This is a genomic window from uncultured Aliiroseovarius sp., assembly GCF_947497285.1.
Taxonomy (GTDB): Bacteria; Pseudomonadota; Alphaproteobacteria; order Rhodobacterales; family Rhodobacteraceae; genus Aliiroseovarius.
The window spans coordinates 215,837-227,620 of the sequence record NZ_CANMFT010000004.1 but is presented as its reverse complement, the minus strand read 5'-3'; the positions used below and the strand labels follow the sequence as shown (position 1 = coordinate 227,620).

Here is an 11,784-nt window from a genome sequence, read left to right as displayed (position 1 = left end):
TCAATTCTTTCGCTCTGAAAACAACAGGAATTTCATTCCTAGAAAAACAATAGCGCTGTAGGTCACAATACCAAAAAACTGAGCAATATTGAATGACAGCCCGGCAGCGATCAAGCCGAAGGTGATCCCCAGGTTCGACGAAAACGCCACCGCGACAAGTGCGGCAAAGATCATGGGTGCAACGGCCGACCGCGTGGTGTCGCCAAAGGTCCAGTATTTGTTGCCGAAATAGCTCAGCGTCAGCCCCGCGCCATAACCGATCACGTTCGAGACGATGACGCCAAGTCCGAAGGCATTATGCGCCAGGTAAATCAGCGCCCCACCGACCAGTGTATTCAATACACCAATCGCGGAATAGCGCGACAACTGGCGGCCCAGGCGTTTCAGCCCGGACATTCAGCCACACACATGTATTGCGCGCCAAGCCCGCACCAGCGCAATCGTTTTTCCAATGGGCGCAGCGCTTTCAGCTTTGCGGGAAAAAAGATGTGATAGTCGATCTTCACATCCTTCCAGCCAGCCTGACGAACGGTCTTGCGCATCTCGCCAGTCTTGATCAGGCGGGCATTCACATCGAAGGGGCAAGTGTTGACCGCATGCACCGTCAGGGGGTTGCGCGGATTGTGTTCAAACACCACCAATTTGCCGCCGGGTCGCGTCACCCGCCTGATTTCTTCAAACCAGTGGACATGTTCGTTCTGCGGGATGTGGTGAAAGACACAGGCCGTGAAGACAAGGTCGAATTGATCATCGGGCAGGGGGATCGTCTTGCCGTCGATATGGCAATATTCCTCGTCGCCCGGATTCAGTTTGCGCGCCTGATCAATGCTCTCACTCGACACATCGGCGCAGACAATCCGCGAGCTGCCAAAATTTCGCCGGAAACCCGGAAGTGAGTTTCCGATGCCGCTGCCAAAATCCATTACGTCCGGGTTTTGCAGCCCCAAGCTATCGGCGAGCAGGCGCAACTGGTCGATTTTGTAGTCCGAGAAATAGCTCGGCTCCTCACCCGTAATGCGGATGTTGTCGAGGTGCATCTTCTCGTAATCTTTGGCGTATTCATCAAATTCTGCTGGATCCATTGTTCCTGACTAGCAGCCGGAAGACCTCAATCAAGTGCAAACTTGATCGGATCAGATCCCGGTGGGCAGGTGTTGTAAAATGGCTTGGGCGGTGCGATCGGCGGGCCACGGCTGCGTCGTCCGCCTATCGCATCACGATCACATTGCGCCGCGCGGCCCCCGATTTCGTGTCTGCAATGGCCTCGTTGATCTGGTCCAGTCGCCATCGCGCCGAGACAAGTTCATCAAGCTTCAGGCGACCCTGCTGGTAAAGCTCGACCATCCAGGGGATGTCGCGGCTGATCACCGTGTCCCCCATCAGGCTGGCCTGAACACCCTGTCCAAGTGCTGCCATCACAACCGGCTCATAACGTGCGGTTTCGCCGGAATGGGGCATGCCGACAACGATGACCTTGCCGCGCGGCGCAAGATAGCGTGGTGCAGTGTCATATGCTGCGACCTGACCGACCGTCACGAACACCGCATCCGCCCCGCGTCCTCCGCTTGCCTTGCGGGCGGCTTTCCATGGCGTCTCGGCGGTGGCAAGGATGCCGGCAGTCGCGCCGAACGCCATCGCGCCATCCAGCTTGTCTTGCGTCATGTCGACGGCAATGACATGGGCGGCACCGGCAAGATGCGCGCCCTGAACGGCATTCAGTCCGACACCACCCGCGCCGATGACAACAGCCACCTGACCGGGCCTGAGCCCCGCTGTGTTGACGACGGCGCCAACGCCGGTGATCACGCCACAGCCCAGAAGGCAGGCCACGTCGGGGGCGATCCCGTCCGGCAATTTCACGAGCTGCGCGGCTTCGACCACAACTTTCTCTGCGAAGGCCCCGGTTGCCAGACCTTGGTCCAGTGTGCCGCCCCCGAGTGTGTGGATTGGTCCTTTTGTGCTGTCATATCGGGTCGTGCAGTTGACCGGGTGACCCGACGCGCAAGTCGGGCAGCTTTGGCAGGACCGGATCAGTGTGACGACGACAGGGTCGCCAACCGAAAACCCCTTGGCGGAGGGTCCGGTGGCGGTGACCCGGCCTGCGGCCTCGTGGCCATAGACCGCAGGCAGCGTGCCGCCCCAAGCGCCTTCGGCATAGGAGATATCGGACTGGCAGACTGCAACGGCGTCGATCGTCACTTCGACCTCGCTGCCCTGTGGGGCGCGTATCTGGATGTCTTCCACCGTCAAGGGCTGCCCGAACGCGTGGCAGATGGCGGCTTTGATCGTTTGCATGGCAGGCTCCTATTTCAGTGCGCGAGCTGTCTTGGCAATCTGGTCCAGTCGCTGCGCCAAACCGGCAGGATTGGCAAAAAAGGGCGAATGGCCCGTGTCGATGTCGATCCGGGCCGTGCATCCCTTTGCCATCTCGGCTTGATAGGCCGGTGGGATCGCTTGGTCGCGGGTGCAGCGAATGTAGGTCGCGGGGGAACTGGGCTGACCAGAGACGGGCGTTCGCGACGGGCGCGCAGGCTCCCAGCACAGGTTTGCGCGCGCATAGGCTACGGCCTCTGGGCAATCTTGATAGAGCTTACCTTCGAGCAGGTCATCCTTGAAGGCAAAGGCGGTCTGGTCGGCCGACATCTCGAACGCGTCTGCCAAGGGCTGTTCGGGCCACGCGCGCCGCATCTCGACCAAGCTTTTGCCGGGGCCGGGCACATAGGCACACAAATAGACGAGGTGGCGGACCTTTGCAGGTTCCCGCACCGCAGCCTGGGTGATCGGAAAGCCGCCCATCGAGTGGCCGACAAGGATAACCGGGGTGTCAATCGCGGCAAGGATCGCGTCAGCATAGCTGTCGAGCGTTGCATCGCCCAAAGGCGTCTGATCGTCGCCATGGCAGGGCAGGTCGATGGCGCGCGCGGTATGGCCAAGCGCTTCTAGCGCCTCGATCAGGTCGCGCCAGCACCATGCGCCGTGTCCGGTGCCATGGATCAACAGAAAATCAGACATGGCCAATCCCGGTCAGGAAGGTCGTCAGAAGGCGTGCGACCTCTTCAGGCCGTTCAACAGGTGGCAGGTGGCCAGTCCCGCGGATCAACTCGAACTGTGCGCCCGGTATCAATCCGGCGGTTTCGCGCACCAGATCTGCCGGGGTCGATCCATCCTCGGACCCGGCGATGACAAGCGTGGGCAATCGCAGACGGGCCGTGCTTTCATAAAGGTCGGTTTCGGCGATGGCTTCCATTGCGCCAAGATACCCCTTCAGCGGTGTGGCCAGCAGGCGCGCGCGGACGTTGGCGACCCGGTCGGGGTGGGTGCGCAGGGTGGCGCGTGAAAACCAGCGCTCTAGCGTGGCGTCAGCGATCGCTTCAATGCCGCCACGGTGCACCTCTTCGATACGGTCCCGCCAGATCGCGGGCGTTGCGATCTTGGTGGCGGTGTTGGACAGGACAAGACCGCGCACAAGGTCCAACCGCTCTGCCGCCAGCCCCTGCGCGATAATGCCACCGATTGACAGCCCGACGAAAACGCACGCCTTCACCCCCAACCGGTCCAGTGCGCGCGCCGCATCCTCGACCAGATTCCCCATCGGATAGGGGCCATCGGGGCAGGGGCTTTGGCCGTGCCCGCGCATGTCCAGCCGGACAAGGCGAAGGGTATCCGGCAGATACGGTAGCATCGCATCCCACATGGTCAGATCCGTCCCCAACGCATGGGCAAAAACGACAACAGGGCCGTCTTTCGGACCGCTTTCGGTCACATGCAACGCGGGCGCGGCGTCGTCGGGCAGGATGATCAAGGCTCGTCCTCACGCAGGCTCAGTTGTGCCATGATCTGCCCATGATCAGACGCCAGTTTGTTATAGGGCGCTTCGGGGTGCGAGCCATCCGTGATGTGGTCGTTCAGGACGCTGAAATAGGTCATGTCGGCGATCCGCTTGGGATTGTCCGGGTGGAAATGGCGGCTCAGATAGATTTGGTCGATGCTTTCGAACACGCCACCAAACGCCGATGTGTAAACCATGTCGCGCAAGGATTTTCGGACGAAAAGCTTCTCGGCGGAATGAAGCCGCACCGCTTCGACGGCGCGGGTGATCCGCTCGTTCTCTTTTTCAGAGTAGCGGTCGCGATCGTTCTTCGCGTCATGGCGCAGCATCCAGGCGTAGTTTTTGAACGGCACTTCGCCCGAGACGATCTCGGAGCTGACGGCGTGTTCACCATCGTTGAAGTCGCCCAATACGACAACCGGGTGGCCTGCGTGCAGTTCAGCGATGATGAATTTGCGCAAGACCCAAGCTTCGGCCATACGGCGCATGGCGGCGCGTGCTGCCCCCAAGGCGCGGCCCACCGGGTCATAATTCGTCAGATCCTCTTCCGGCGCGAATTCTGCACCCGCCGGGCGGATGAATTCACCCAGCTTCGATTTGAGGTGACAATTGAACAAGGTGATCACCTGATCGCCAACCGGAATCCGGGCCTTCAGGATCGGACGCGACAGCCGGGTCAGCGTGTAGTGACCCGCTTCGCCTTCAAGCCCGCGCAGTGCGGCAAACGGAATGGTGAGCGGTTCAGGCAAATCCTGTATGGCAACAGGATCGCCCACGAAGCCAAAGCGCGACAGGACGGCCACGCCGGGGCGTCGCGCGCCGGGGCCACTGTCAGCGACATTGGGGGCAAAGGCCAGATGGTCCTGGTTCCATGCCGTAATGGCCAGTTTGCGAAAGATCGCCTTGCGGTGATAGCGTTTGCTTTCATCGGGAATGGTCGCGGCATTCAGCGCAGCGGCGCGTTTGTTCGCCTCGCCGATCACATCGCGCAACGCGTCTTCTTCGAAGATTTCCTGAAACCCGATGATATCCGCATCCAGAGACATCATCTGGTCCGCCATCCAGTCGCGTTTCCACGCGTATTCTTCGGGCGTATAGCTCAGGAATTCATAGAACTCCTGGTCGGCGCCAATCAGGTTCTTGACGTTAAACGAGGCGATTGTGAAGTCGGTCATCTGGTCCTCCGATTAGGCAAACTCGTTCAAGGCGCGGGCAAAAACGGGGGCGTCGACATTGCCACCCGAGGCGAAGGCGATCACCGTGTCGCCGTTGATCTGGTCTGGGTGGAACAGCGCAGCCGCCAACGCAACCGCGCCCCCCGGTTCAATCACCACCTTCAGTCGTGTAAAGGCCATCGCCATCGCGCGCAGGCAGTCCTCTTCGCTCACGACGATCCCAGTGCCGCACAGCCTGTGCATGATGGGAAAGGTCAAGTCGCCGGGTTGCGCGGTGATGATTGCATCGCAAAGCGACCCGGACAAGCGTTCGTTGCGCATGATCCTGCCCGACGCGAGTGACCGCGCCACATCGTCAAAGCCCGTCGGTTCAACGGGTCGAACGGTCATCTTGGGTGCGTCCGCCTCCAGCGCAAGCGCCACGCCCGAGGTTAGCCCGCCGCCGCCACAGGGCACCAGCACCTCGGCGACGGTGAGCCCTTCTGCGCGCGCCTGCTCGGCGATCTCCAGCCCGACCGTGCCTTGACCAGCCACCACATCGGCATTGTCGAAGGGTTTGATCAGGGTCAGCCCCCTGTCGGCCGCAATTTTCGCGCCGATTGCGTCGCGATCCTCGGTCGCGCGGTCATACAATATCACCTCGGCCCCCAGCGCGCGGGTGTTTTCGATCTTCATCGCAGGCGCGTCCGACGGCATGATGATCACAGACGGGGCCTGGTGTTGGCGTGCGGCCAAGGCAATGCCTTGTGCGTGGTTGCCCGACGAAAAGGCGATGACGCCGCGCGCGCGGGTGGTGGTCTCCAGCGCGGAAATTGCCGACCAGGCGCCTCGGTATTTGAAGCTGCCGGTGTGTTGCAGGCATTCCGGCTTTACCAACACGCGCCGTCCCGCGATGTCATCCAGAAAAGGCGAGGACAACAGCGGTGTCACGCGCGCGCGGCCTGCAGTCCGCTGGGCTGCTGCTCGGATGGCGTCGATGTTCATCGCATCTGATCCAGCCATGTGCCAATCACCTCAAGCGCTTCAGGCTCGTCAAGAAAGGGCACATGTCCGCGCCCCGGAACGCGGCCATACAGCATGTGGGGGCAGCGCCGCTGCATCTCGGCCACGGTGCTGTCGGTCAGAAGGTCCGAATTCGCACCATGGATCAGCGCAAGTGGCATGTCCTGAAAGGCGTCAAAGAAAGGCCAGAGGTCGGGCGCAGGTTGCGCACCAGCTTCGGCGACGGCCTCGCGCAAGGCTGGGTCATAGCGGTTTTTCAGACCAGTTTCCGACTGGCTGAACAGGTTGCGGACCTCGGCCTCCCAGCGTGCCATTGGCACGTCGTCGAATCCGACCGCCGCCATCGCGTGCGCCCGTGCAGCGGCGGCGTCCTTGTAGAACCGCGCCGTAGGGGGGCGGCCCAGATAGCCCATGATGTAGTCCAGCCCGCCCGGGTCAATCACCGGGCCGATATCGTTCAGGCACACGCCCAGCAGCCGTTCCTTGACCGAGGCCGCCAACCCCATTGCGATCAGCCCGCCGCGCGAGGTGCCAAGAATTGCCGCCCGATCGATCCCCAGATGGTCCAACAATCCAAGCGCGTCGGCGGCTTCCTGGGGAACGGTATAGCTTTGATGCGGGCCCCAATCCGATGCGCCACGACCGCGGTAATCCATACGGATCAAGCGCACCCCCTGCAAATGCGGGGCCACAAAGTTGAAATCGTCCGAATTGCGCGTCAGGCCAGACAGGGCCAGCACGGGCAGCCCTTCGCCTTCATCCCGGTAGGCAAGGATCAGGCCATCATTGGCGGTGAAGTTTTCCATTTGTGCTCCCGTCCGCATTTGTCTTTTGGACAGTAAGCACGGGTTCGCACCGAGGGTCCAGAGCCCGCGCCAATCCCGCTACACCGCTGTCGCAAAAGGCGACCGCCCTGCGTGTTGGGTCGAACCGAAAAAAGCCCCCGGCAGGGGCTTTTGTGGGCAGTTATTGTGGGCTGTGTCTTGACTTCAGCCGGTGAGCTGACTGCTTACAGATGGTCCGGCTGCGGCATGCCCAAAACGTGGAAGCCACTGTCGACGGTGATGATTTCGCCCGTCGTGCAGGCGCCGTAGTCCGAGGCCAGATAGACCGCGGTGCCACCGACGGCCTCTAGCGTGGCGTTCTTGCGCAGGGGCGCATTGGCTTCGGTATGGCGGAAGGTCTTGCGCGCGCCGCCGATGGCCGCGCCAGCCAGCGTTTTCATCGGGCCGGGCGAAATCGCGTTCACGCGGATCCCATCGGGGCCAAGGTCGTTTGCCAGATACCGGACCGAGCTTTCCAGCGCCGCCTTCGCGACCCCCATGACGTTGTAGAAGGGGGTCACGCGGTTCGACCCGCCATAGGTCAGGGTCAGAATTGTGCCACCATCGGTCATTTTCGGGGCCACGCGGCGCGCGACCTCAATCAGGGAATAACAGCTGATATCCATCGAGTGCTTGAAGTTCGCACGGCTGGTATCGACAAAGCGACCAGTCAGCTCGTTCTTGTCGGAGTAGGCGATGGCGTGGACCAGAAAGTCGATGCTGTCCCACTTGGACCACAGCGCATCAAAGCCCTTGTCCAATGCTGCATCGTCCGAAACATCCATTTCAACCAGCAAGTCCGATCCGACCGATTCTGCCAACGGGGCAACGCGTTGTCCGAACGCTTCACCCTGATAGGAAAACGCCAGATCAGCCCCTTCGTTGGCCATTGCCTGCGCAATGCCCCACGCGATTGACCGATTGTTGGCGACCCCCATGATGAGGCCACGTTTCCCTTGCATAAGCCCTGTCATGTCAGTCCCTCATATCAGTTTAAAAACATCAGTCGCGGTATTTGCTGAGAAGCATCGAGCCATTGGTCCCGCCGAACCCGAAACTGTTGGTCATGACCGTGTCCAACCCGGCGTTTTCCACCAAAGCGGTCGCAATCTCTTCCGGTTTGATTTCCGGATCCAGCGTTTCGACATTGATCGACGGTGCGATGAAATCATGTTCAAGCATCAGCAGGCAGTAAACGGCTTCCTGCGCGCCCGTGGCGCCCTGACTGTGGCCCGTCATCGACTTGGTCGAACTGATCGGAGGCGTTGTGCCAACTCCAAAGACGCGCCGCACCGCTTCCACTTCTCCGACATCGCCCACGGGTGTCGAGGTGCCGTGGGCGTTGATATATCCCACTTTTCGCGTTTCAGGCAGGGATTGCAGCGCCAGCCGCATGGCGCGTTCGCCGCCTTCACCCGACGGGGCGACCATGTCGTGACCGTCCGAAGTGGCGCCATAGCCAGTGACTTCGGCATAGATCCTGGCGCCGCGCGCCATGGCGTGCTCCAGATCCTCTAGCACCAAAATGGCACCACCGCCTCCGATGACAAACCCATCGCGGTCTGCGTCAAACGCACGCGAGGCCTTTTCAGGCGTGTCGTTATACTTGGACGACATCGCGCCCATTGCGTCGAACAAGCACGAAAGCGTCCAGTCCAATTCCTCGCCGCCGCCAGCGAACATCACGTCCTGCTTGCCCATCATGATCTGCTCGGCGGCATTGCCGATGCAATGCAGCGACGTCGAACAGGCCGAGGTGATCGAATAGTTGATGCCCTTGATCTTGAACGCCGTCGCGAGGTTCGCGGAAATGGTCGAGCCCATGCATTTGGGCACCGCGAACGGGCCGATCCGCTTGGTCGCGCCGGTTTTCAGCGCCGTCTGATGCGCGGCAAACATCGCGCTGGTCGATGGTCCGCCCGAGCCCGCGACCAGTCCGGTGCGGGGGTTCACGACGTCGTCTTCGGCAAGGCCCGCATCGGCGATTGCCTGCGTCATCGCGATATGCGCATAAGCCGCCCCCGGCCCCATGAACCGCAGCGCTCGCTTGTCCACATGTGCAGTTATGTCGATGTCAGGCTTGCCTGCAACCTGGCTGCGAAACCCATGTTCGGCCATGTCTGCATTTGCGGTGATACCGGACTTGCCAGCCTTCAGCGAGGCCAAAACCTCGTCCTTGTTGTTGCCGATGGCCGAGACAATGCCCAACCCGGTGACGACGACACGACGCATGCGCGCACTCCTTCGCAAAGCGGTGACGGGCGCCCGTCACCGGAAATCTTGTTGTCCCGTCAGCTTTCCGACAGGGCGACTTTCATATCCTTGACCTGATAGATAACGTCTCCATCAGCTTCCACAATCCCGTCTGCAACCCCCATGGTCAACCGACGGGTCTGGATGGCTTTGGTGAAATTGATCCGGTAGGTCAGCATTTTGCGGTCCGGGCGGACCATGCCGGTCAGCTTGACCTCACCTACACCCAGCGCATAGCCGCGCCCCTGCCAGCCACGCCAGCCAAGGTTAAAGCCAGTCAGCTGCCACAAGCCGTCAAGGCCAAGGCAGCCGGGCATGATCGGATTGCCCGGAAAATGGCAGTCAAAGAACCAAAGATCAGGTGTGATATCGAACTCGGCGATGACGTGGCCCTTGCCATGCTCGCCACCATCACCTGAAATATCGGTGATGCGGTCCATCATCAGCATTGGCGGGGCAGGAAGCTGCGCGTTTCCCGGGCCAAACAGTTCGCCCCGTGCGCATTTCAGAAGATCAGCCTTGTCAAAGCTTGTCGGATAATCCGCCATTCCCACCGCCCCAATACTTGTGTGTTACGTCTCTTCCCCCTCTATCACCCGCCCCAAGTCGGACGCAAGGGCGGGGCAGGGTCAAGGACCGGGTGGATTGGCGGGACGCCAAAAAATATTGGCACTTTCCACCATAAACCCCTATATTCCAGCAGTTGTTTCATGAAATGCGGATCAGGCGGCAAGGATATGGATCGTATCGACCACAAGAACGAAGCAGGCTGGTTGGCCAGCGCGGGGCTTCGCCCGACGCGCCAAAGGCTTGCCTTGGCACAGCTTTTGGTGGGCGATGGGCAGCACCGGCACGTGACGGCGGAAAGCCTGTATGAAGCCAGCCGCGACAGCGCCGAGCGGGTATCGCTTGCCACCGTCTATAACACGCTGCGGGTCTTTTCCGAGGCTGGGCTGCTGCGCGAAATCACCGTAAACGGCGCGCGCAGCTATTTTGACACCAACGTCTCCAATCATCCGCATTTCTTCTGGGAAGACAGCGAAGAGCTGATGGACGCCCCGGCAGAAGACCTGAAAATCGCCGGCCTTCCCAAAGCACCCGAGGGGGCCGAGATTAGCAAAGTGGATGTTGTGATCCGGTTGCGGCGCACCTAACTGACGCTCGACTGACGCATACCCGACGGACGCGGGCCAATCGATCACCCAATGAAAAACCGCCCAAGCATCTGCCGGGCGGTTTTCTTTTTTGCAGGCCTTGGGGCGGATCAGCTGATGCTGACGATCTCGAAATCGAAGATCAGGGTTTGGCCAGCCAATGCGTGGTTGGCGTCCAGCGTCACGCTGTCGTCGGTCAGCTCGGCCACGGTCACAGGCATCGGTTGCCCCTGAGGGCCGCTCATCTGCAATTGCAAACCGACCTCAAGCGGGATCTCGGCAGGGATGTCCTTGCGCGGGACTTCAAGCAGCGCTTCGTCCTGACGTGGGCCATAGGCTTCTTCCGGTGCAATCGTCACTTTCTTCTGCTCGCCAACACTCATGCCGGGCAGCGCCTTATCAAGGCCGGGGATGATCATGCCGGACCCGACAGTGAATTCCAGCGGGTCGCGCCCTTCCGAGCTGTCGAAAACAGTCCCGTCTTCAAGGGTGCCAGTGTAATGAATGCGCACAGTTGCGCCGGTGGTGACCTCGGTCATAGATGCCTCTCGATGTAAGGGGATTAATGGACGAGGCCGCTTGCTGCGCGGGTGCTCGTATGATGGGCGGAGCCTAAAGAATAAATGCCGGATGTAAAGGGAGGCGCAACAGCCACCCTAGAACCACTGCCCCGGCTCCATCAGACCCAGATCCAGCAACTGCTTGGAGGTCCAGTCAAACTCGACCGAGTTGTGCCATTTGAAGGTCGGAATGTCGAAGGTCGACCCGGCATTTGATTTCAAGGCCTTGGCAGTGCGGAAGCTGGCAATCGCGACAGTGATGTTGTTGTGCCAGGGACAGGCGAAGGTGTTATATTCTTCGTCGTTGAACGTGTGGTTCGGGCGCAGCCGCAACCCCTTTTTGGCCCGAAACAACGCGATGCGATCGATTTTGCGCCGGGCGGCGGGAATGTGTTCTTCGAACCGCCAGCGCAAGCCACCGAAGAAATCCAGCTGTCGTTCACGCGGTTCGCCCTGTTCGTCCATCCGACCAAGCGCGTAGTAGCCTGACTTGTCCATCAGGGCGTGGTCCAGCGACACCGCATCGGGGTGTTGGCCCAGATCGTCCGCATACAGGTCCACCACATAGGCCAGAACCGCGTCGCGTCGTTCCTCGTTCTGGAACGCCAAAAGCTCTCCGATGGATCGTGTTTCGCAGAAGGGATGAAACAGGTATTCCGCGTTGAAACCATAGTAGAGCCATATGCCGGGGGCGGCCTCGATGATCGTGTTGACCGCGTGTTCCAACGCCCCTTCGCGCGACAGATCATAGGGAATACGATGCAGCGTCTGCTCCAACGCTTCGGGCAGTTCCAGAGCGTCCGGTGCGAACAGAAGAACTTCGGCAAACCCGGCATTCTGATGGTGGGTGATGGTGCTGTCCACTGCGACCAGATCTTCGACGAAGATCATCGCAACCGGCCCCTTGGTCAATGCCGTGGTGCCGGTCTTCAGGAAATCTGTCAGGCCTTGATAACGCATCAGTCACTTTCTTGGGGCGCAGGTTTC

The 11,784-nt window shown here is 60.6% G+C and carries 14 protein-coding genes; 1 reads left to right on the top strand and 13 read right to left on the bottom strand.

What is annotated here, in order from left to right; translation table 11 throughout:
- The 11 genes from Q0864_RS08945 to fabA form a co-directional block, all read right to left on the bottom strand.
- The gene (locus Q0864_RS08945; RefSeq protein WP_298568220.1) at positions 1-396 is read right to left on the bottom strand and encodes a GtrA family protein; all 396 of its coding nucleotides are present in this window, start codon (positions 394-396) and stop codon (positions 1-3) included.
- Positions 384-1,082: a class I SAM-dependent methyltransferase gene (locus tag Q0864_RS08940; protein ID WP_298568217.1), complete on the bottom strand. Its 699-nt coding sequence runs from the start codon at positions 1,080-1,082 to the stop codon at positions 384-386. The genes Q0864_RS08945 and Q0864_RS08940 overlap by 13 nt, the downstream gene beginning before the upstream one ends.
- Before the next feature lie 124 nt (positions 1,083-1,206).
- Positions 1,207-2,295, bottom strand: coding sequence for a Zn-dependent alcohol dehydrogenase (locus Q0864_RS08935; protein WP_298568214.1), 1,089 nt, complete (start codon positions 2,293-2,295; stop codon positions 1,207-1,209).
- Positions 2,296-2,304: 9 nt separating this feature from the next.
- Entirely contained in the window at positions 2,305-3,012 is a 708-nt protein-coding gene (locus tag Q0864_RS08930; protein WP_298568211.1) for an alpha/beta fold hydrolase, read from the bottom strand.
- Positions 3,005-3,799 (bottom strand): 3-oxoadipate enol-lactonase, encoded by a 795-nt coding sequence (pcaD, locus tag Q0864_RS08925; protein ID WP_298568829.1) that lies wholly within the window; start codon positions 3,797-3,799, stop codon positions 3,005-3,007. Before pcaD ends, Q0864_RS08930 begins: the two co-directional genes overlap by 8 nt.
- A complete protein-coding gene (locus Q0864_RS08920; RefSeq protein ID WP_298568208.1) occupies positions 3,799-5,004 on the bottom strand; it encodes an endonuclease/exonuclease/phosphatase family protein in 1,206 nt (401 codons plus the stop codon). The genes pcaD and Q0864_RS08920 overlap by 1 nt, the downstream gene beginning before the upstream one ends.
- A gap of 12 nt (positions 5,005-5,016) precedes the next feature.
- Complete coding sequence (locus Q0864_RS08915) at positions 5,017-5,988, bottom strand: threonine/serine dehydratase (RefSeq protein ID WP_298568826.1); 972 nt, start codon at positions 5,986-5,988, stop codon at positions 5,017-5,019.
- The gene (locus Q0864_RS08910; RefSeq protein WP_298568206.1) at positions 5,985-6,812 is read right to left on the bottom strand and encodes an alpha/beta hydrolase; all 828 of its coding nucleotides are present in this window, start codon (positions 6,810-6,812) and stop codon (positions 5,985-5,987) included. The genes Q0864_RS08915 and Q0864_RS08910 overlap by 4 nt, the downstream gene beginning before the upstream one ends.
- A 203-nt stretch (positions 6,813-7,015) precedes the next feature.
- Positions 7,016-7,804: an SDR family oxidoreductase gene (locus Q0864_RS08905; RefSeq protein WP_298568203.1), complete on the bottom strand. Its 789-nt coding sequence runs from the start codon at positions 7,802-7,804 to the stop codon at positions 7,016-7,018.
- A 28-nt stretch (positions 7,805-7,832) separates the two neighbouring features.
- Positions 7,833-9,062: a beta-ketoacyl-ACP synthase I gene (gene fabB, locus Q0864_RS08900; protein WP_298568200.1), complete on the bottom strand. Its 1,230-nt coding sequence runs from the start codon at positions 9,060-9,062 to the stop codon at positions 7,833-7,835.
- Positions 9,063-9,121: 59 nt separating this feature from the next.
- Positions 9,122-9,631, bottom strand: a complete 510-nt coding sequence (fabA, locus tag Q0864_RS08895; protein ID WP_298568197.1) for a bifunctional 3-hydroxydecanoyl-ACP dehydratase/trans-2-decenoyl-ACP isomerase — start codon at positions 9,629-9,631, stop codon at positions 9,122-9,124.
- Between the two features lie 189 nt (positions 9,632-9,820).
- Between fabA and irrA the strand changes: the two genes are divergently transcribed.
- Positions 9,821-10,237 (top strand): iron response transcriptional regulator IrrA, encoded by a 417-nt coding sequence (gene irrA, locus Q0864_RS08890; RefSeq protein WP_298568824.1) that lies wholly within the window; start codon positions 9,821-9,823, stop codon positions 10,235-10,237.
- A 110-nt stretch (positions 10,238-10,347) separates the two neighbouring features.
- Here the strand turns inward: irrA and Q0864_RS08885 are convergent, their stop codons facing one another.
- Positions 10,348-10,776: a peptidylprolyl isomerase gene (locus Q0864_RS08885; RefSeq protein WP_298568195.1), complete on the bottom strand. Its 429-nt coding sequence runs from the start codon at positions 10,774-10,776 to the stop codon at positions 10,348-10,350.
- Between the two features lie 117 nt (positions 10,777-10,893).
- Positions 10,894-11,757 carry a hypothetical protein gene (locus Q0864_RS08880; RefSeq protein WP_298568192.1) on the bottom strand — a complete coding sequence of 288 codons (864 nt, stop codon included), beginning with the start codon at positions 11,755-11,757 and terminating at the stop codon, positions 10,894-10,896.
- Between the last annotated feature and the right edge of the window lie 27 nt (positions 11,758-11,784).

What these genes read in the sequence shown, in the direction of transcription:
- Q0864_RS08945 (WP_298568220.1), bottom strand. Translation starts at nt 396, where the DNA reads ATGTCCGGGCTGAAACGCCTGGGCCGCCAGTTGTCGCGCTATTCCGCG.
- Q0864_RS08940 (WP_298568217.1), bottom strand. Translation starts at nt 1,082, where the DNA reads ATGGATCCAGCAGAATTTGATGAATACGCCAAAGATTACGAGAAGATG.
- Q0864_RS08935 (WP_298568214.1), bottom strand. Translation starts at nt 2,295, where the DNA reads ATGCAAACGATCAAAGCCGCCATCTGCCACGCGTTCGGGCAGCCCTTG.
- Q0864_RS08930 (WP_298568211.1), bottom strand. Translation starts at nt 3,012, where the DNA reads ATGTCTGATTTTCTGTTGATCCATGGCACCGGACACGGCGCATGGTGC.
- Q0864_RS08920 (WP_298568208.1), bottom strand. Translation starts at nt 5,004, where the DNA reads ATGACCGACTTCACAATCGCCTCGTTTAACGTCAAGAACCTGATTGGC.
- Q0864_RS08915 (WP_298568826.1), bottom strand. Translation starts at nt 5,988, where the DNA reads ATGAACATCGACGCCATCCGAGCAGCAGCCCAGCGGACTGCAGGCCGC.
- Q0864_RS08910 (WP_298568206.1), bottom strand. Translation starts at nt 6,812, where the DNA reads ATGGAAAACTTCACCGCCAATGATGGCCTGATCCTTGCCTACCGGGAT.
- Q0864_RS08905 (WP_298568203.1), bottom strand. Translation starts at nt 7,804, where the DNA reads ATGACAGGGCTTATGCAAGGGAAACGTGGCCTCATCATGGGGGTCGCC.
- fabB (WP_298568200.1), bottom strand. Translation starts at nt 9,062, where the DNA reads ATGCGTCGTGTCGTCGTCACCGGGTTGGGCATTGTCTCGGCCATCGGC.
- fabA (WP_298568197.1), bottom strand. Translation starts at nt 9,631, where the DNA reads ATGGCGGATTATCCGACAAGCTTTGACAAGGCTGATCTTCTGAAATGC.
- irrA (WP_298568824.1), top strand. Translation starts at nt 9,821, where the DNA reads ATGGATCGTATCGACCACAAGAACGAAGCAGGCTGGTTGGCCAGCGCG.
- Q0864_RS08885 (WP_298568195.1), bottom strand. Translation starts at nt 10,776, where the DNA reads ATGACCGAGGTCACCACCGGCGCAACTGTGCGCATTCATTACACTGGC.
- Q0864_RS08880 (WP_298568192.1), bottom strand. Translation starts at nt 11,757, where the DNA reads ATGCGTTATCAAGGCCTGACAGATTTCCTGAAGACCGGCACCACGGCA.